Below are 20411 nucleotides of genomic sequence, written 5' to 3'. Positions count from 1 at the left end.
GCGGCGGCTGCAATGCCGTCAACCGAATGGTTCGCGCCAAAATCCCCGGCGTCCAATTCATCGCCTGCAACACCGACGCCCAAGCCCTCGCCTCCTCCGAAGCACCCACCCGCCTCCGCATCGGCGAAAAACTCACCAAAGGCCTCGGCGTCGGCGGCGACCCCACCCGCGGCGAACGCGCAGCCGACGAAAGCCGCGACGAAATCTACGACCTCCTCCGCGGCACCGAAATGGTCTTCGTCACCGCCGGCATGGGCGGCGGCACCGGCACCGGCGCCGCCCCCGTCGTCGCCGAAGTCGCCAAAGAATGCGGCGCCCTCACCATCGGCGTCGTCACCAAGCCCTTCCCCTGGGAAGGCTCCCGCCGCATGAAACAAGCCGAAGAAGGCATCGCTCGCCTCCGCGAAAAAGTCGATACCCTCATCGCCATCCCCAACGGCCGCCTCATCGAAATCTGCCCCCCCAACGCCACCGTCGAAGAAGCCTTCGAAACCGCCGACGACGTCCTCCGCCAAGCCATCCAATCCATCTCCAACATCATCAGCCAAAACGGCTCCATCAACCTCGACTTCAACGACGTCCGCACCACCATGAGCGAAGCCGGCCCCGCCCTCCTCGCCGTCGGCAAAGGCACCGGCGAAAACCGCGCCGTCGAAGCCGCCCGCGCCGCCACCCAAAGCCCCATCCTCGACCAATCCATCGAAGGCGCCCACAACGTCCTCTTCAACGTCACCCACAACGGCAACCTCGGCCTCCGCGAACTCGATGCCGCCGCACGCGTCATCGCCGAAGTCGTCGACCCCTCCGCCAACATCATCTTCGGCACCGTCGTCGACCCCCGCGTCGGCGACGAAGTCCACATCACCGTCATCGCCACAGGCTTCACACCCCGCGCAGCCACCATCGGCGACCCCCTCGAATCCACCACCGGCCGCCTCCGCGACTTCAACCTCCCCGGCGTCAGCAGCATGGAAGACGCCGAACTCCCCGCCTTCCTCCGCCGCAACCTCCGCTCACTCAACACCATCGGCGCCGACCGCGACCAGCTCGGACGCGTCGCTCGCCTCAAATAACGCCCAACAAAAAAGACTGAAAGGAGGGAACTACCTAACCGAACGCGCAAAAGCCCGGAAGGACACTCCCCTCTCGGGAAGCGGGGGCTCGGTGCAATGGGAGATGGCATCGAGCCCCTGGCTTTCGTCGCGACGGCTACCCCGCCGGTAGCTCCCCCACTTTCAGCCGGACGCGTAACGTAACACACCCGCCAAGCACCTGACCAGACAATCCCCGCAATAATCCCTAACGCATTACGTCAAACCGCCACCCTCACCACCCACCCCCTCACCCCGCCGCTCGAACCCCGGACAAACCAACACCGGCAACGCAGGATACTTCCGAAATCGCCCATCCACCCGCCACCTCTCGCACAACCAAAACACCGAACCCCGCCCACTCACCACGCGCCGCCCCCACGAACACCTCACACACAAACCCACACTCCCCGAATCGCTCACCACCGGCCCATTATCCCCCCACACCCCCAATCCCGCCTCCCGTATCATGCACCCACCCTATCCATCCGATGGAGCGAACCTATGCATGGCGCCCTCGAAGGCATCCGCGTCCTCGATTGCACCCAAATCATCGCCGGGCCCCTCGCCGCCTCCCTCCTCTCCGAAATGGGCGCCGACGTCCTCAAAATCGAACCCCTCGAAGGCGAACCATGGCGCCTCCAGGCCGAAATCATCCCCAAAGAAAGCAAAAACTTCCTCGTCCAAAACCGCGGCAAACGCAGCATCGCCCTCGACTTCAAAGACCCTCGCGTCGCCCCCATCCGCGACCGCCTCCTCACCAGCGCCGACGTCCTCATCACCAACTACCGTCCAGGCGTCCCCGAAACCCTCGGCATCGATTACCAATCCGCCCGCCGCATCAATCCCCGCATCATCTACGCCGAAAACACCGCCTTCGGAAAAACCGGCCCCGACGCCCAGCGCCGCGGCTACGACATCGTCGCCCAGGCCATGAGCGGCCTCTCCACCTCCAACCCCAACCTCCAGAACGGCCTGCCAATGCCCGTCGCCTTCGCCCCCGCCGACGTCGTCACCGGCTTCGCCCTCGCCTGGGCCATCACCGCCGCACTCTACCACCGCCAACGAACCGGCCAGGGCCAGGCCATCACCTCCAGCCTCCTCCTCTCCGCCCTCGCCCTCCAGGCCGGCTCCCGCGAAATCGTCGCCCTCGACGAACCACTCCGACACGAAAAGCTCGCCCACCTCGCCCAAGCCCGTGCCCGCGGCGCCAGCATCGACGAAATCATCCACGAGCGCCGCCGCTTCGCCCCCGAACTAGCCGGCAACATCTACTACCGCCCCTATCGCACCAAAGACTCCTACCTCGTCGTCGGCTGCCTCGGCCCAGGCCCCCGCGCCCGCTTCCGCCAAGCCCTCGGCATCACCGACCCGCGCTACGAACCCGGCTTCGACCGCACCAACCTCGCCGAAGTCGGCAACGAACTCGTCCGCATCTGCGAAGAAACATTCCTCCAACGCACCAACGAAGAGTGGCTCACCTACCTCGAACAATTCGACATCGCCTGCGGCCCCGTCCGCTTCATCGAAGAACTCTTCGACGACCCCCAAGTCCAGGCCAACGGCTACATCCAGGAGTACGAACACACCCTCCTCGGCCCCATCCGCGGCCCGGCGCCCATCGTCCAAATGTCCGCCACACCAACCCGAATCCAGCGCGCCTCGCCCGCCCTCGGCGAACACACCGACGACATCCTCCGCGAGATCGGTTTCACCCCCGACGAAATCCAGCAATTCCGCGCCGATGGACTCGTCCGCTAGCCACCCACCCCTCCGCCATCAGCCATCACACAATCAACATCGCATCGCCAAAACTATAAAAGCGGTACCGCTCCCTCACCGCCGCCCCATACGCATCCAACACGAACTCCCGCCCCGCGAACGCACACACCAACATCAGCAGCGTCGAGCGCGGCAAATGGAAATTCGTCATCAACACATCCACCACCCTGAACCCATCCCCGGGAAGAATCTTCAGCGACGTCCAACCCGCATACGGCACCACCTCCCCACACTCCCTCGCCACATGCTCCAACGTACGCACCACCGTCGTCCCCACAGCCACCACCCGGCGCCCCTCCGCCTTCGCCCGCCCGATCGCCAACGCCGCCTCCTCCGGCACCGTCACATGCTCAGCATGAAGATCGAAATCGCGCGGGTCGTCCACATTCACCGGCTTGAACGTCCCAGGCCCCACCTCCAACGTAATCGCCGTCCGGCCAATCCCAGCCCCCTCCAGCCGCTCCAGCAGCTCCGGTGTGAAGTGCAAACCCGCCGTCGGAGCCGCAGCGCTCCGCGGTTCACGGCTGTAAACCGTCTGGTACCGCTCCGGATCCCCCTCGAACCCCCGGATGTACGGCGGCAACGGCACCTCCCCCACCCGCGCCGGATCGAACGCCCGTTCGAACTCTAGCACCACCGATTCCCCCATCCGCCCCGCGCACACCGCCCCCAGCAACCCCTCGTGCGTGTCGAACACGAACCGTCGCCCCTCCACAGCCCGCCGCGCCGGCTTCATCAACACCTCCCAGCGGGTGTCCGTGAACGGCCGCACCAACAACACCTCCACCATCCCGCCCGTCTCCACACGCCTCCCGAACAGCCGCGCCGCCATCACCCGCGTATCGTTCACCACCAGCAGATCGCCCGGCCGCAGCAGTTCCGGCAACTCGCGCACCACCCGGTGCTCTATCCCCTGCGTCGCCCGATCCAGCACCATCAGCCGCGCCGCGTCGCGTGGCTCCGCAGGCACCTGCGCGATCAACTCCTCCGGCAACTCGTAGACAAAATCGTCCGTCCGCATAGCTCAAGCATTGCGCCTTCACGCCCAGCGATCTACGGTGCCTACCATGGCCGCCGACCCCCTGCCAAGCGACCTTGACGACTCCGCCGCCACCCCAGCCGAGCCGTCGCTCGCCATCGAGCGGAGCGCAATCCGCCGAGTCACCGCCGAACAGATCGAAATCCAGCGAAGCGCGGTCGGCATCGCCACCTTCGATCGCGGCACCATCCGCCAGTCCGATGCCGGCCTCGTCGTCGGCCGCTCCGTCGCCGTCGACCAAGTTCGCGTCGGCATCCTCGCCTCTCCCGTCGTCCGCGGCGAAGTGCACACCCTTCTCGACCTTCGCTCAGCCGTCGCTATCGGCTTCGGGATGGTGCTCGGAAAGCTCTTCGTCTCCCTCCTCCGGGCCGCAGCTCGGAGGATTCTTCCCTAACCTCGGCCAGCCCCACCACCGCCGCCATCCCAGCATCCGTCCGCAGCTGCCCGCAAGCCGCCGAGATCTCCGTCCCCTTCTCCACCCGCACCGTGCAGTTCACCCCACCCTCCCGCAAAATCCGCTCGAACGTCCGCACCCGCTCACGCGTCGGTCGCCGAAACCCCCCGGCCGTTGGATTCACCGGGATCAGATTCACGTGCGCGCCAGTCCCCCGCAGCAGCCGCGCCAGCTCCCGCGCCGTCTCCTCGCCGTCATTCTCCCCCGCCACCAGCGCATACTCGAACGTCACGCGCCGCCCCGTCCGCTCGAAAAACCGCCTCGCCGCCCCGACCAGCTCCCCCACCGAATTCGGCCCCGCCGTCGGCACCAACCTCCGCCGCAACCCATCGTTCGGCGCATGGAGCGAAATCGCCAGCCCCACCTGCAACCCCTCCCCCGCCAGCCGGTCGATGCCGCGAATCACCCCCACCGTAGAAATCGTAACGTGCCGCTGGCCCAAGCCGAACGCCCGCGGATCCGTGAGCACGCGCACCGCCCGAATCGTCTCCCCATAGTTCGCCAACGGCTCCCCCATCCCCATGAACACCACATTCGTAACCCGCTCCCCCCGGGCCCGTAACACCCGCGCCACGTGCACCACCTGGGCCACGATCTCCGCCGCTTCGAGGTTCCGTTCGAATCCCATTTGACCTGTCGCGCAAAAAACACAGCCCATCGCACAGCCAGCCTGCGTCGAAACGCAGACCGTCGAGCGGCGCCGACCGCCCGGTTTCGACGGCGGATACTGCATCGCCACGGTCTCGATCAGCGTTCCGCCCCCCAACTCCAAGAGCAGCTTCGTCGTCAGCCCATCCTCGCTCACCACCCGCCGCACCTCCCGCCCCGGCGAAAGCGTCACCACCTCCGCGAGCCTCGCCCGCAGCGCCGCCGGCAATTGCCGAACCTCGTCCAACCCCTCCACCAGCTCCCGGTAGGCCGCGTGGAGCAGCTGGTCCGCGCGATACCCCTCCGCCCCCATCTCCGCCACCAGCGCATCCACCTCCGCCGGCAGCATCCCGTAGAGCGCCCGCCGCTCGCCGCTCATCCGAGACCAACCACCGGCTCCAGCCTACCCCGCTCGCCAGCCACGAACGCCCTCCCCGGCATCCGCCGCCCCCCCGGTCGCTGCACCTCCACCAGCGCAACCCAACCATCCGCAAAACGAACCGCCGGCTCGTCCCCCACCATCACCATCGACCCAGCTGCGGCCGCCGGCCCCTCCACCACCCGCCCACGCCAGCAGCGCAGCGGCGCCCCCCGATAGAGCACGAACGCCCCCGGCCACGGGTCATAGGCCCGCATCGCCCGCTCCGCCTCCACCGCCGTCATCGACGCACGCAAAAACCCATCCTCCTTGCGGAGAAGACCACAGGTCGTCACCCGCGACTCGTCCTGCGGCGTCGCCCCGACCGTCCCCTCCAGCCACCCCGGCAACACCCGAACGAGCTCTCTGGCTCCCAGCTCCGCCAACCGCGCCTCCAGCGAACCCGTCGTATCGTCCGGCCGAATCGGCTCCACCACCTGCGAGATCACCGGTCCAGCATCCATCCGCAGCACCATCTCCATGATGCTCACACCCGTCATCGTATCACCGGCCAGAATCGCCGCCGCCACCGGAGACGCACCGCGCCACCGCGGCAGCAGCGAAGCATGGACATTCACGAACCCCCGCCGTGTCGCATCCAGCACCCGCTCCGGCAAAATCCGCCCGTACGCCGCCACCACCCCCGCCTCCAGCCCGAGCCCCGCCAGCCGCTCCCCGAACGCCGCCGTCCGCACCGAATCCGGCTGCTCCACACGCAGACCGAGCTCCAGCGCCACCCGCTTCACCGGAGGAGGCGTCACCCTGCCGCCCCGGCCAGCCGGCCGGTCCGGTTGCGTCACCACCAGCGCCACCTCGAACCCAGCCCCCACCAGCGCACGCAACGACGGCACCGCGAACTCCGGCGAGCCAAAAAACGCCACTCGGGCCTTCACCGCCGCCACCGGTACACATCCGTAAAGCGGCTCGCGCTCCCGAACAGGACTCCCGGCTCCGCATCCCGCAACCAGGTTGGCCGCACGATCACCGCCCCAGTCGCAGCCAGCACGATGCTCGGCTGGATACCCCGCCACACATCCTGAATCTGCCCGTACGCGTCCAACCGCACCTCCCGGTCCGCCGAAGTCCGCCCGCGGGCGATCAAATCGTCCATCACCGCATCCTCGAAATTCGCCAGATTCAGCCCTGCCGCGCCCAGCTGAGAGCTATGCCAACCAAAATACAGATCCGGGTCGGCACCTTGGTCCCACATCACCACCGCCGCCTCGTACTTCCGCTCCTGCAAAAAGTCCCGCCGAAGGACCGAAAACGTCGTGCTCGCCACCGTCGCCCGGATCCCGAGCGCCTCCAGCTGCTGCGCAACCGCATTCGCCAACCCGACCCTCTCCGGAGCATTGTCCGTCCTGATCGTGAAACGGAACTCCTGCCCCTCGCGGACCAGAATCCCCGTCGTCGGGTGCGGCTGCCACCCCGCCTCCGCCAGCAGCTGCCGCGCCCGCGAAAGGTCCACCGCCGTCGAATCCTGCTCCGCACGGTAAGCCCACGTCCCTGGAATCACCGGCGAAGCCGTCGCCTTCCCCACACCCCGCAACACCGCCTCCACCAGCTTTCCCCGATCGATAGCCAACGACAGCGCCTGCCGCACCCGCTCGTCGCGAAACAGCGAATTCGAATTGTTCAGATAGAGCATCGCCAACACCGACCGATGCGCCACCGTCACCACCTTCCCCTCCACGCCCGCCACCACGTCCAGCTCGTCGCGCGTCCGCACGCCCCTCAGAAACAGCCCATCGGTCTCGCCAGCCGCGAACGCCCGAATCGCCTGCGGCTCGTCCGGATAGAATCGGAGGACCAGCCGATCGACCGCCGGCCTGCCCAGGTAGTACGCCCCGTTCGCCACCAGCGTCGCCCCTCGCGCATCCAGCGACTCCAGCCGGTACGGCCCGCTCCCCACCGGCCGCGCATTGAACGCATCGCTCTCCAGCTGCTGCGCCCCCTTTCCCCGCAACAAGTGCTCCGGCAGCAAGCCCACCGCCGCGCTGCGTGCCAGAAACGGCGCCGAAGGTTGCCGGAGCCGGATCACCACCGTACCGTCGTCCGGCGTCTCCACCCGCACCCCCAGCCAACCCTCCGCAAGCGCCGGATCGTCGAAATCCGGGTCCTGCAAAATCCCCACCGTAAACGCCACATCCCGGCTCGTCACCGGCACCCCATCGTGCCAACGAGCGTTCGCACGCAGCCGGAACGTATACGTCGCACCACCATCGGAAACCTCCGGCAGATCGACAGCCAAATCCGGCAAAACGCTCCCGTCCTTCCCAATCCGGACAAGCCCCGAAAACACCAGCGACGAGAGATCCGCATCCACCTCGTTGCTGTTCACGAACAGCGGATTCACCCGCTGCCACGTCCCCGCCACCGCCTCGCTGTACGACGTCGAACCCGGCAACACCGTCCGCTCATTCCCCGTCACCCGCATCCCCAGCGCAACCGCCGCCGCCAGCATCGCCGCCACGATGCTCCCCACCACCACGAACGCAAGGCGCGAACGCGCCCGACCGTTCGCTTCCATCAGACTGCTACTGCCACTCCACGCTCAAAAACGAAACGAAGATGAACACAATCACCAGGAGGATCGTCCCCTGGAAGAGCGTCCGCTCCAGACCCCGCTTCGTCCGATACACCGAGCCGCCCGACATGCTCCCCAGCGCTGCACCGAACCCACTCCCCTTCACCTGCAGCAAAACCACCAGAATCAGCAGGGCCGAGACAAAGATCTGGAACAAATTCATCAACATCGGAGCCTACCGTACAAGCGCGACTGGCTCCTCGTTCGAGAACAGCCGCCGCGATGGAATGTTCAACGACTCGCGTTGATCGTACAAGCGCATCACCGTAGCCGCGAGCTTGTGCGGGTCGTGCCGATACCGGTTCTCCTCCGCCACCACATCCGCCTCCACCAGAGTGATCCCCGCATGCGCCGCCAGCCGCTCCCCCGAAATCCGGACCGCCTCCGCATGCCACGCCTCCGGAAGCTCCGGCGCAATATTGTTGTTCGCCACCACCACATGCACGATCCCCGGTCCAGCATGCCGCTCCAGCGCCTCCACGTGCTCCGCCACACCAAAACCATCCGTCTCCCCGTGCTGCGTCGCGACATTGCAAACGAACACCCGCAGCGCCGACGTCTGCTGGAGAGCCTTCCGAATACCCTCCACCAACAGATTCGGCAGCACACTCGTATACAGGCTGCCCGGCCCGATCACCACCATGTCAGCATCCAGAATCGCCCGCACCGCATCGGGGTGCGCCTCCACATCCGGCGGATTCAGATAGACCTCCCGAATCGCCGCCCCGCGCTCCGTGATGTTGTGCTCCCCATGGACCATCTCATCCTCGTGCGTCCGCGCGCTCAGCGTCACATCCTCCAGGGTCGATGGCAGAATCGTCCCCCGCACATTCAACACCCGGCTCGCCTCGTGGATGGCCGCCTCGAAATTCCCCGTCACTTCCGACATCGCCACGATGAACAAATTGCCGAACGAATGCCCCTCCAGGCCCGCCCCGTTCGTGAACCGGTACTGGAACAGCTTCGTCATCAACGGCTCCGCCTCCGCCAACGCCGCAATGCACTGCCGAAGGTCCCCCGGTGCCACCACACCGAACTCCTGCCGCAGCCGCCCCGTGCTTCCGCCGTCATCCGCCACCGTCACGATCGCCGTCAAGTTGCTCGTGTAATTCTTCAGCCCCCGCAGCAACGTCGAAAGCCCCGTCCCTCCACCGATCGCCACGATTTTCGGACCCCGACTCAAAAATCGCTTCGCGTAGATCGCCTCCGCCAGATTCTTGTCCCGCCAGTCCGGCCGTACGAACGCATACAGCAGCGACTGATTCAGCTTGTACACCGCCAACCCCACCGTCCCCACCGAAGCCCCAATGAACAGCAAACCGCGCATCCAACGCGGAATGAACTGCAGCGTCAAGTAGTAAAAAATGCCCGGCAGCGGCGCCTGCAGATACGCCTCTCGCAACAAGTAGGCGATGCCCAAACCCATGAGGGCAACCCCCACGAGCAAGAGCAGCAACCACCGCTTGATGTGCATCCCCGGGTAGAGCCACTTCAGAGCCGAATGGTCCCGGACTCGGCGCCACGTCATGGCACGCAAGTGTACCACCCTACGAAAATACCGTTCAGATACCTGATCATTTCTTCAATTCCCGTTCCAATAGCTCCTGCACCACCTGTGCATTCGCCCGGCCGCGGGTCTCGCGCATCACCTGCCCGATCAAGAACTTGAGCGCCGTCTCCTTGCCCGCGTGGAAATCCGCAACCGCTTTCGGATTCGCCGCAATCGCCTTCCGTACAAGCCCCACGAGCTCGTCCTGCCCGCTGATCTGCGCCAGCCCCTGCCGCTCGATGATCGCCCCAGCCGATTCCCCCGTCGCCACCATCCGATCGAACACCTCCTTCCCCACCAGCGCCGTTACCGTGCCGCTCGCCACCTGTTCGATCAGCCCCGCAAGGGCCTCCGGCGCCAGCGGGAAACCCTCGATATCGGCCTGGTTCGCATTCAGCCAGCGAGCCACCTCCCCCAGCATCCAGTTCGCCGCAAGCTTCGCCCGCCGCGCCTCGTCACCACCCAGCGCCGCCATCAGCGCCTCGAAATAATCCGCCCGCGGCCGCTCCTCGGCCAGCGTCCTCGCCTCGTAGTCGCTCAAACCCAGCGCCCGATAGCGCGCAACCTTCGCCTCCGGCAGCTCCGGAAGCCGCGCCCGCACCCTCTCCACGAACGCCGAGCTCAGCTTCAGCGGCGGCAAATCAGGCTCCGGGAAGTACCGGTAATCGTGCGCATGCTCCTTGCTCCGCTGGCTCAGCGTCTCTTGCCGCTCGTCCGACCAGCCGCGAGTCTCCTGCTCGATCCGCCCCCCGGCCTCCAGCACCGCCACTTGCCGCCTCGCCTCGAAAACCAGCGCATCGTGAACCGCGCGAAAGCTGTTCATATTCTTGATTTCGACCTTCGTCCCGAAACCCGTATCGCCCCGACGCCGCACCGAAATATTCGCATCGCAGCGAAAGTTCCCCTCCTCCATGTTCGCGTCGCTCACACCGATGTAGCGCAGCACCTGCCGCAGCCGCACCAGATACTCCCGCGCCTCCACCGCACTCCGAATGTCCGGCTCGCTCACGATCTCCATCAGTGGCGTGCCCGAACGGTTCACATCGATCAGCGAGTACGCCTCCCCGGTCACCGGATCGACCCGATGCAGCAGCCGGGCCGTGTCTTCCTCCATGTGGACCCGCGTAATACCGATTCGGCGCCGCTCCCCATCCACCACCACCTCCAACCAACCGTCCCGGCAGATCGGAAGATCGTATTGCGAAATCTGATACCCCTTCATCAAATCCGGGTACGGATAATTCTTCCGGTCGAACTTGCTGAACGACGCAATCGTGCAGTTCAACGCCAGCCCAGTCAGCACGATGCCCTCGATCGCCCGCTCGTTGATCACCGGCAACACCCCCGGCATCCCCAAACAAACCGGGCAAACGTGCGTATTCGGCTCCGCCCCGGAGTAATCCGCACTGCAGCCGCAGAACATCTTGCTCGCCGTCTTCAGCTGGCAGTGCACCTCCAGGCCGATGACAACCTCGTAGTCAGTCGCGATGGCGGTCACACGTCCTCCTCCGCCGCAGAGACACCCCCCGAGTATAGGCGCCGAGCCGCCAACGGGTAACCCGGGAGCTTCCCGATCCCAAGGCGCGGCATCACACCCCCGCCGCCTTCAGCCCCAGCCGAAGCGCCACCAACAGCAAGGCCCCCGCCAGCGCCCGCAAAATCACCCCACCGTGCAGCCGGTGGGCGAGCCGCGCCCCCACCTGCGCCCCAGGAATCGCTCCGAGCCCCAGCAGCACCGCCTGCGCCAGCGACCGGTCCCAGCCGATCACCCCCTGCACCACATGCACCGCCGTCCCCTCCGCCGCCATGAACGCCAACACAAAATGAGAGGTCGCCGCCGCAATGTGCACCGGAAAGTGCAGCACCGTCGCCATGATCGGCACATGAATGATCCCGCCTCCAATGCCCAGCAAACTGCTGACGAACCCCACCCCCGTGCTGATCGCCACCCCCTTCCAGAGCTGATACGAGTACACGTACGTATTGCCGTGGCGGTCCCGGACCATCCGTCGCACCACACCCCGCCCGCGCACCGGTTCCACAATGCCCTGATGCTGATTCCTCACCAACAAATACCCGCCAACCCCCGCCAAAAGCACCGCAAAAATCGCGTCGAACAGCCGCCGCGGCACGAACCCCACCACAATCGCGCCCGCCACCGCCCCGGGAAACGTCCCTAGAATGAACCACCAGCCCGAACGGTAGTCGATACGCCCCTGAAGCCCATAGGCCACCGACCCCGAAGCCGCGTTCGCACACACAACCAGCAACGAAATCGCCGTGATCGTCTCCGGGTCCTTGTCCGGGTACACCAGCAACAGAATCGGCACCAACACGAACCCACCGCCGGCGCCAACCAGCGTCCCGAACGCTCCGACTGCGAAGCCGAGCACGATCAGCAGCGAATCAGTGGCCTCCAGACACCAACCCCGGGCTAGGTTCTCGGCCGCAGTTTCCTTGCCGTCCCCCGTCCGGTCCAGCGCCCCTCAAACCGGGATGCCCCCATCCTCCGAAAAATCCCCTCGCCTACCGAACGTCCTCCCACGTAACCGGTCGAACGCCCCCCCAGCCCGGTCGAGCAAATGCGCCCACCGCCGCTCGAATCGGCCCCGCAGCCAGCCGTGCGTCGAGCCGAACTCACGATACCGGGCGTACCGCCGCTCCAGCCGATGCTTCGAACGCATCCTCCCCAGCCGTGCCAACTCTCGCACCACCGCCCGCCGCAACAGCGCTGCCGCCTCTGCATGGTCCGTATGTGCCCCCTCACCAGGCTCCGGCACCGTGTGATCCACGATCCCCAACCGCAAACAATCGTGCGAAGTCAGCCGCAGCCGCTCAGCGACCTCCGCCGGCCCCCCCTCCAACACCGCCGCCGCATCCTCCGGCCGAACCACCTCGTACACCGCATTGTCCAACATCAGCACCCGGTCCGCCGTCGCCAGCGCCATCGCCGCCTCCGAATTGCCCTCGCCCGTGATCACCGCCACCGTCGGCGAGGCCGCCCCCAGCATCGCCGCCAGGCAGCTCGCAATCGCATTCCCTTGGCCCGCTTCCTCCGCCGCCAACGAAGGGTCGGCACCCGCCGTATCCACCAGCGTCACCACCGGCAGCCCCAACTTCGACCCGAGCCGGATCGCCCGGGCAGCCTTCCGGAACCCCGCCGGGGCAATCAGCCCGCCCCGCTCCCCATCGTGGGGCCGCACCTGCCCCACAAAAACCGCAGCCTCCCCCTCGATCATCCCAATCCCCGCAACGATTGCAGGATCGTTCACCCCGCTCCGATCCCCACAAACCTCGAAAAACGTCGTCGTCATCCGCAAAATCAGCTCCCGAGCCGTCGGCCGATTCGCATGCCGCGAGAGCTGCACCTGCCGCCATGCCGGCTGCGGCGTATGCAGAACATGCCCGGGCCGCCCAGCCTGGCTCCCAGACAGCTGATTCCGTCGGTCCAGCAGGTCCAACAACTCCGCAAGCGTCCCCCGCAGCCGCGGCCGCGGAACCACCGCATCGATCAGCCCGTGCGCCAAGTGCGCCTCCGACGTGTGCGCACCCGCCGGCAGCCCGTTCTTCGTCGATTCCTCCAGCGCCCGGAGCGCCGCGTACCCAACCAGCGCATTCGGCTCGGCCAGAAGCACGTCCGCCAAATTGATAAAGCTCGCGTACGCCGATCCGGTCGTCGGGTCCGTCAACACACACACATACGGAAGCCCCTCCCGACCATGACGCTCGATCGCCACCGCAATCCGCGGCCCCTGCATCAGCGCCAGCAGCCCCTCCTGCATCCGCGTTCCCGAGGTCGAACACACCAGCACCACCGGCAGCCGACGCGCTCGCGCCCGCTCGAACGCCCGCGCCAGCCGTTCGCCCGCCGCCACCCCGATCGAGCCACCCAAGAAGGCAAAATCCACGACCCCGATCACCACATCGTGGCCGCCGATCGCCCCCCGCCCCGTCATCACCGCCTCGGTCAGCTTCGTCCGCCGCTGTTCCTGGATCACCCGCGACCGATACGAATGGCGCCGATCCCCCGGAAACGAGAGCGGATCGATCGCCGAGACACCCCGGTCGTCCTCGTGAAACGTCCCCACATCCAGAATCGACGCAATCCGTTCCTGCGCCGTCAAATGAAAATGGAACCCGCACGCATGACACACCCGAAAGCGCTCGTAAAGCCGCGACCCAGCCAGACTCGCCCCGCACGAAAGACACCGCTCCGCCTCTCGCTCGGGAACGTCCCGTCGCTCCTCGTCGCGCTTGCCCAGGATGCCGCGTAGCCCCTTCACGTCCGCTCCAGTCTATCAGGCATCCGCATCCGCGCCCTCGCCGACCAGAACCCGGCGCGAATCCCCCTCCTCCCGGGGCCCCACCACCCCCTCCTCCTCCAGCAATTCCAGAATCTTCGAAGCCTTCAGATAGCCCACCCGCAACCGGCGCTGCAGCAGCGCCGGCGAAATGCGCCGGTGCCGCCCCGCCAGCGCGCGCGCCTGAATCACCACCGGATCGTCCCCCTCCACGGCAATGTCCGGATTGCCCCCATTCTGCGCCGCCAGCGCCTCCTCCAGCAGCGCATCCGCCGGCTCGGGCGCCAGCGCCCGAAAGCGATCGTCCTTCCAAAACGTCACTAGCCGTTCCACCTCCGCATCCGACAAGTACACCCCTTGAATCCGGATCGGCTTCCCCGCATCCCGCGGAAGGTACAACATGTCGCCCCGACCGAGCAGCTTCTCTGCACCACCCATATCCAGAATCGTCCGCGAATCCGTCTGCGACGTCACCGCGAACGCAATCCGCGTCGGAAAATTCGCCTTGATCAACCCCGTCACCACATCCACCGACGGCCGCTGCGTCGCCACGATCAAATGGATGCCCGTCGCACGAGCCAACTGCGCTAGCCGGCAGATCAGCTTCTCCACCTCGAACGGCGCCGCCATCATCAAGTCCGCCAGCTCGTCCACAATCACCACCCAGTACGGCAGCCTCCGCAGCGTCCGCGGATGCTTGTTGTACCCCTCGATGTTCCGCACCCCCAGCTCCGCGAACCGCTTGTACCGCGCCTCCATCTCCCCCACCACCGCCTGCAACACCCCCACCACCTTGTCCATGTCCACGATCACCTCGCTGAACGCCATGTGCGGAATCCCCGAATACCCCACCAGCTCCACCCGCTTCGGGTCCACCATCACAAAACGCACATCGTCCGGAGTCGCATTCATCATGATGCAGGCGATGATCGCGTTCATACAGACGCTCTTGCCCGAGCCCGTCGCCCCCGCAATCAGCAAATGCGGCATCGAAGCAAGGTCGGCCACCACCGGCGCCCCGGCCACCCCCTTCCCCAGCGCAATCGCCAGCTTCGACTTCCGAGCAACTTCCGCGAACTCCTTCGTCTCCATCACCGAGCGAAGCGTCACCACCGTAGCGCTATCGTTCGGCACCTCGATACCCACAATCGCCCGCCCCGGCACCGGCGCCTCGATCCGCAAGCTCGGCGCCGCCAGCGCCAGCGCGAGGTCGTTCTGCAGCGCCGTGATCTTGTTCACCCGAACCCGAGTCCGCGAAACCTCCACTCGCTCCGTCCGCGGCCGTCCGTCCGGCCCCAGCAGCGGCTTCCCATGCTCGTCCCGCAGCGGAACCTCCCGGTAGCGAATCTCCCAGCCCGGTTCCACGCCAAACTGCGTCACCGTCGGGCCCTCGTTGATCTCCACCACCGTCGCATCCACCCCGAAGCTCGCCAGCGTATCCACGATCAGTTGCGCCCGCGCCGCATTGTCATGCCGCCGACTCGCGCTCGGCTGCGGCGGGTTCAGCAGCTCCAGCGCGGGAAGGTGCCAGCCGTTCCGGTTCTCCAACGGGAGCCCAAGCTGTTCCGCTTCAGGCAGAGCCTCGGTCGCCACCCCTTCAGCCGAATCTGGCGCGAACGCCGCCGGCCACTCCTCCTCCGGCTCCTCCGACTCCACCGCCGCGACAGGTCCCTCCGCAAAATGCGCAGCCGCCCCCACCCCCAGCGGCGAAACCGGAGCCCCTGGGTCTATCCGCGGACGGAACACCGCCGGCGGCGGCTCCAACGATGGCCCCCCCGGCTGCAGCCGCCCGAACTCCACCGCCCCGATAACCACCTCCTCCTCCCGGGCCGGCCGCCGAAAGATGAACGCCACCCACCGCCCCGCTGCCCCCACCGCGCGATGGGGCAGCCTTCGCTCCCAAGCCTCCTGCAACCAGAGCGGCACGTTCGTCGCCACCCAACGCGTCGGCCCCGGCGCCAGCAACGCAGCCGCAACGACGAACAAACTCAGCCACGCCACCTTCCCGAGAATTCCAGCCACCAGCGCCTGCCCCACTCGCCCACCCAAACTCACCTCAGCGAACGCCACCCTCCCGACACTCCATTCCGCCTCGTTCAACCCAAGCAGACCCCATGCGAACAGCCCCAAGGCCGCCACCCCCGCCGTCCGCCGAACGAACAACCTCCGGTCGAGATACCAGCCCCGCCACGTCGCCAGCGCACCGTAGAGCGCCCAACCCGCCAGCACCCCCAGCCCAAATCCTAGAAACCGCAACACCGCATCCCGAGCCCGCTCCAGCGCCACCCCCCCGTCCAACCACCCGACCCAAACCACCACCGCCCCCACCACCCCTACCGCAGCAAGCTCCCTCCACCACCGCCGTGCGAACCGGACAACACCTCCCCGCGCGCCCCCGCGCGCTCGCCGCCGGGCCGACGTACGCGCCGGACGGGCTCGGCTCCTCGTCGTGCGTGCCGCCATACGACCTGCACTCCTCAGCTGCCGGCCGAAAACCCCCCGCCGGTCCCGGCCACGCGCCCCTCCAAACTTGCCAACCTAGACCTCGACCGTCACGGTCAGCACCATCGGGCGCCTGCGCGTCTCATCATAAAGGAACTTGCTCACCGCGTCCCGAATCCGCGTATTAATATCCCCGAACTCCGCATAGTGCTCCGCCCCCGCCAGCGCCTTCGCCACCACCTCGCGCGTCCGCTCCGCCAAATCCTCCCGTTCCTCCAAATCCACGAACCCACGCGCCAAAATCTCCGCCGGCCGCTCCAGCGCCCCCGTTTGCTTGTCCACAGCCACGATCACCACCACCACCCCGTCCGTCGACAAATGCGCACGGTCTCGCAAAATATGCTGGTCCACATCGCCAATACCCAGCCCATCCACATACACATAACTCGCAGGAACCCTGTCCGCCAGCCACGCAGCCTCCTCGTCAATCTCCAGCACATCGCCGTCCGTCAGCACGAACGCATTACCCTCCGGCACACCCACCGACTCCGCCAGCCGAGCATGCACCACCAGGTGCCGATACTCCCCGTGAATCGGAACGAAATACTCAGGCTGCAACAGCCCCTGGATAATCTTCAGCTCCTCCCGGCTCGCATGCCCCCGCACGTGAATGTTCGAAACCCGGTTATAGAGCACATCCGCCCCCAGCCGAAACAGATTGTCCACGTTCCGGTAGACAGCCTGCTCGTTCCCCGGAATCGGCGACGCCGAGAGCACGACCGTATCGCCCTTCGTAATCTGAATATGCCGGTGGTCCCCGTTCGCCATCCGCGTCAGCGCGCTCGTCGGCTCCCCTTGGCTCCCAGTCGTCACCACCACCAACCGCGCGGGCGGCGTGTTCCGCATCTCCTCCACGCCGATGATCGTCCCCTCCGGCGCCTGCAGATAACCCAACTGGCGCGCCATCGCCACATTGTCGATCATCGAGCGCCCCGTCACGAACACCTTCCGGTTCGTGAACACCGCCGCATCGATCACCTGCTGCACCCGCGAGATCAACGACGCGAACGTCGCCACGATCACCCGGCCCGGCGCATTCACCATGATCTGCTTCAGCGCCTCGCCCACCAGCTGCTCGCTCGGCGTATACCCATCGATCTCCGCGTACGTCGAATCCGCGAGCAACAGCAAACACCCCTGCGCCCCCACCTGCGCCAGCCGAATCAAATCCGTGTGCTGGTCCATCACCGGCGTATGGTCCAGCTTGAAATCGCCCGTGTGCACCACCGGCCCCAGCGGTGTGTGGACGATCAGCCCGCACGCATCCGGAATCGAGTGCGCCACCGTGAAAAACTCCACCCGAAACACCCCCGCCTCGATCAGTTGCCCCGGCTCCACCACATGCGTCTTCGCCCTCTGCGCCAGCCGGTGCTCCTGCAGCTTCACCCGGATAAGACCATCCGTGAGCCGCGTACTGTACACCGGCACGTCGAACTCCCGCAGAAAGTAGGGCAGCGCTCCTACATGGTCCTCGTGCCCATGCGTCAGAAACACCGCCCGAATCTTCTCCTTCCGCTCACGCAAATACGTGAAGTCAGGAATCACCAAATCCACCCCGAGCATCTCCTCCTCGGGGAACATCAACCCAACATCGATCACGATGATGTCGTCACCGAACTCCAGCACCATCATGTTGCGGCCAATCTCACCAAGGCCGCCGAGAGGAATCACGCGTAATGTCGATTTCGTAGTCATGCCTTCCTATTCGAAAAGGGGAATCTGCTGCGGGCCAGTCGGCGCCGCCGGCGCTCCCCCAGGCGCCAAGCCTGGCGGTACCGATTCGGCTTCCTCCTGCCGCGCCATCGTGCCTCGCTCACGCGAAACACCACCATCTGCCACTGCGCCCGATGCCACCCCCGGCTCGCCAGCCCGAACCCTCCCGATGAGCGCCCCGAGCATCCGGAAATCCTCCACCATCACCTCCTTCAAATTCGCCTGACGAAGCGCCGCCGCCGGATGGAACATCGGCACGATCAAGCGCCCATCCACCTCCCTCGGCCGACCGTGAATCCGCGATATCGACTGCTGCGGAAACCACCGCGCCATCGAAAACCGCCCCAACGTCACGATCACCAACGGGTCCACCAAATCAATCTGGAGGTCCAAATACTCCGCGCACGCCGCAATCTCCCCCGGTAGCGGGTCCCGGTTCCCCGGTGGCCGACACTTCAACACATTGCAGATATACACCTCCTCCCGACGTAACCCCGCCTCGCCCAGCAACTCATCGAGAAACTGCCCCGCGGCACCAACGAACGGTCGCCCCTGACGGTCCTCGTTCACACCAGGCGCCTCCCCGATGAACATCACCTCCGCATCCAGTGGGCCCTCGCCCGGAACAGCGCGCGACCGAGTCTCCCAAAGCCGGCACAGCCGGCAATCCCGGATCACCTCGTACAGCTCCCGCGCGCGCTCCTCCTTCGAAATCACGGCCCCGCCGCCTCCGCAGCGCCCGACGCCCCTCCCACTTCCCCCACCCGGAGCCGCCGCGTCGCCGTCGCAGCCATCTGCACGCCAATCAGCGAAAGCACCACCGCGAACACCACCTGCAGTCCCCGCCCACTCAGCATCGTCGCCAGCCCGGCCCCGGCGATCGCCCCCGGGACCGCCGCCGGAGCAATCCACCGGGCAGCCACCGTATCCACCGTACCCTGACGGAAATGGGTCACCGCCCCGATCGCCGAAGCGAGCACAATCACCACCAGCGAAATCCCCTGCGCAGCATGCTGCTCCGTGCCCAGCACCAACACCATCGCCGGAACGAAAATTGCCCCGCCCCCCACCCCCAGGGCCCCGCTCGCCAAGCCACCGGCGAGGCCAATCACCGCGGCGAGCCCCACCTTAGCAGCCGCCCCTGGCTCCACCCACGCGCCCGACGGCGCGAACAACAACATGCGGAGCGCCACCGTCAACAGGAAAAGGCCGAACAACTGCCGCAGCCGCAGCGCAGGGATCCGCAGCGCGAACCGCGCCCCCGCCACCGCACCTCCCATCGCCCCCACCACGAGCCCCCCAAAAAGCAGCCAGTCGAAATGCCCCGCCAGCCCGTAGAGCACCGCCGCGACCGCAGCCGTCACCGTGATCACCACCAGCGACGTCCCATGCGCCACATGCTGACGCATCCGCAACGGACCGGTCATCAGCGGCACCATCACCGCACCACCACCACCGCCCAAAAGCCCGCTCAACACCCCCCCTGCGAACCCGGCCGCCGCCGACCACGCCGCCCGCCGTCTCACGGCGCCGGCCCCGTCACCTTCGGCCGTTTCGGCTGCACCGCCCACGCCATCACGATACCGATGAAATACAGCCCCAGCAGCGGAACCGCCACGAACGTCTGCGTGATCGGGTCCGGCGTCGGCGTCACCACCGCAGCGATCAAGAACACGATGACCACCGCATAACGCCAAAAGCCCAGCAGCCGCCGCGCGCGCACCAGCCCCAGCCGCGCCGCCACCGCCAACACCATCGGCAGCTCGAACGCCACCCCCACCCAAAAAATGATGCGCGTCACGAAATCGACGTACTGCTTGATCCCGATCACATTGTCGATTTCATCGCTCCCCAGCTCCAGCAAAAAGCCCAACGAAGCCGGTAGCACCACCCAGTAGGCGAACGCCATCCCCGCCAACAGAAAGAAGGCCCCGCCCACGATACCCGGCAGCAGAATCCGCCGCTCCTTTGGCGTCAGCCCGGGCACGATGAACGCCAGCAGCTGATAGATCACCACCGGCGAGGCCAGAATCACCCCCCCGTAAAGCCCAATCTTCACGATAATCCCGATACGATCCGTCGGCGAAAAACTCGAAACCCGAAAGTCCGCCACCCGGTCCCGCGCCGGCGCCACCATCCAGCCCAGAATCGTCTCCCAGAAATAAAAACAAACAATCACCCCGACGAGCACCGCCAGCCCGCTCACCATCACCCGGTAGCGGAGCTCCTTCAGATGGTCCAGGAGCGTCATCTCGGGGCCGCCCGTGTAGCCCGACTCGTTCGAAGCCCCCACCGGGGTACCGTCGCGCAGCGGCTCCGCGACCATC

General features: G+C 66.3%; 16 protein-coding genes and 1 pseudogene. 3 read left to right on the top strand and 14 right to left on the bottom strand.

Translation table 11 applies throughout. The features are described 5' to 3' along the window. The coding region (ftsZ, locus tag VAE53_RS03545; protein ID WP_322817985.1) for a cell division protein FtsZ at positions 1-1073 on the top strand (1073 nt) is incomplete at its 5' end. A 522-nt stretch (positions 1074-1595) separates the two neighbouring features. Further along, positions 1596-2852: a CoA transferase gene (locus tag VAE53_RS03540; protein WP_322817984.1), complete on the top strand. Its 1257-nt coding sequence runs from the start codon at positions 1596-1598 to the stop codon at positions 2850-2852. Between the two features lie 25 nt (positions 2853-2877). On the opposite strand, the gene queA is transcribed toward VAE53_RS03540, so the two are convergent. After that, on the bottom strand, positions 2878-3894 hold the full coding sequence (gene queA / locus VAE53_RS03535; protein WP_322817983.1) for a tRNA preQ1(34) S-adenosylmethionine ribosyltransferase-isomerase QueA: 1017 nt from the start codon (positions 3892-3894) through the stop codon (positions 2878-2880). A gap of 46 nt (positions 3895-3940) precedes the next feature. On the opposite strand from queA, the gene VAE53_RS03530 reads away from it, so the two are divergent. Continuing rightward, on the top strand, positions 3941-4306 hold the full coding sequence (locus tag VAE53_RS03530; protein WP_322817982.1) for a hypothetical protein: 366 nt from the start codon (positions 3941-3943) through the stop codon (positions 4304-4306). Between the two features lie 34 nt (positions 4307-4340). On the opposite strand, the pseudogene rlmN reads toward VAE53_RS03530, so the two are convergent. The 13 genes and pseudogenes from rlmN to tatC all read right to left on the bottom strand — a co-directional run. After that, a pseudogene (gene rlmN / locus VAE53_RS03525) lies at positions 4341-5393 on the bottom strand (23S rRNA (adenine(2503)-C(2))-methyltransferase RlmN); the annotation flags it as partial. Further along, positions 5390-6325: a methionyl-tRNA formyltransferase gene (gene fmt, locus VAE53_RS03520; protein ID WP_322817980.1), complete on the bottom strand. Its 936-nt coding sequence runs from the start codon at positions 6323-6325 to the stop codon at positions 5390-5392. The gene fmt and the pseudogene rlmN, both read right to left, overlap by 4 nt. Further along, complete coding sequence (locus tag VAE53_RS03515; RefSeq protein ID WP_322817979.1) at positions 6322-7962, bottom strand: peptide ABC transporter substrate-binding protein; 1641 nt, start codon at positions 7960-7962, stop codon at positions 6322-6324. The genes fmt and VAE53_RS03515 overlap by 4 nt, the downstream gene beginning before the upstream one ends. Positions 7963-7969: 7 nt before the next feature. Further along, complete coding sequence (gene secG, locus VAE53_RS03510) at positions 7970-8188, bottom strand: preprotein translocase subunit SecG (protein WP_322817978.1); 219 nt, start codon at positions 8186-8188, stop codon at positions 7970-7972. 6 nt (positions 8189-8194) lie between these two features. After that, on the bottom strand, positions 8195-9547 hold the full coding sequence (locus tag VAE53_RS03505; protein ID WP_322817977.1) for a gluconeogenesis factor YvcK family protein: 1353 nt from the start codon (positions 9545-9547) through the stop codon (positions 8195-8197). Positions 9548-9593: 46 nt separating this feature from the next. Then, positions 9594-11066 carry an Asp-tRNA(Asn)/Glu-tRNA(Gln) amidotransferase subunit GatB gene (gene gatB, locus VAE53_RS03500; protein WP_322817976.1) on the bottom strand — a complete coding sequence of 491 codons (1473 nt, stop codon included), beginning with the start codon at positions 11064-11066 and terminating at the stop codon, positions 9594-9596. A gap of 91 nt (positions 11067-11157) precedes the next feature. Beyond that, positions 11158-11961: a sulfite exporter TauE/SafE family protein gene (locus tag VAE53_RS03495; RefSeq protein ID WP_322817975.1), complete on the bottom strand. Its 804-nt coding sequence runs from the start codon at positions 11959-11961 to the stop codon at positions 11158-11160. Positions 11962-12054: 93 nt separating this feature from the next. Continuing rightward, positions 12055-13851 carry a carboxyl transferase domain-containing protein gene (locus VAE53_RS03490; RefSeq protein ID WP_322817974.1) on the bottom strand — a complete coding sequence of 599 codons (1797 nt, stop codon included), beginning with the start codon at positions 13849-13851 and terminating at the stop codon, positions 12055-12057. A 15-nt stretch (positions 13852-13866) separates the two neighbouring features. After that, on the bottom strand, positions 13867-16188 hold the full coding sequence (locus tag VAE53_RS03485; protein ID WP_322817973.1) for a DNA translocase FtsK: 2322 nt from the start codon (positions 16186-16188) through the stop codon (positions 13867-13869). Between the two features lie 219 nt (positions 16189-16407). Beyond that, entirely contained in the window at positions 16408-18066 is a 1659-nt protein-coding gene (locus tag VAE53_RS03480; protein ID WP_322817972.1) for a ribonuclease J, read from the bottom strand. A 6-nt stretch (positions 18067-18072) separates the two neighbouring features. Next, on the bottom strand, positions 18073-18771 hold the full coding sequence (locus VAE53_RS03475; protein ID WP_369294019.1) for a uracil-DNA glycosylase family protein: 699 nt from the start codon (positions 18769-18771) through the stop codon (positions 18073-18075). A gap of 26 nt (positions 18772-18797) precedes the next feature. Then, entirely contained in the window at positions 18798-19655 is an 858-nt protein-coding gene (locus VAE53_RS03470) for a sulfite exporter TauE/SafE family protein (RefSeq protein WP_322817970.1), read from the bottom strand. Next, positions 19607-20410: a twin-arginine translocase subunit TatC gene (gene tatC, locus VAE53_RS03465; protein WP_322817969.1), complete on the bottom strand. Its 804-nt coding sequence runs from the start codon at positions 20408-20410 to the stop codon at positions 19607-19609. Before tatC ends, VAE53_RS03470 begins: the two co-directional genes overlap by 49 nt. Between the last annotated feature and the right edge of the window lies 1 nt (position 20411).

The organism is Tepidiforma sp., assembly GCF_034432735.1.
GTDB lineage: Bacteria > Chloroflexota > Dehalococcoidia > Tepidiformales > Tepidiformaceae > Tepidiforma.
Note: the sequence above shows the minus strand (reverse complement) of the source record. Positions and strands in the feature narration are given on the sequence as shown.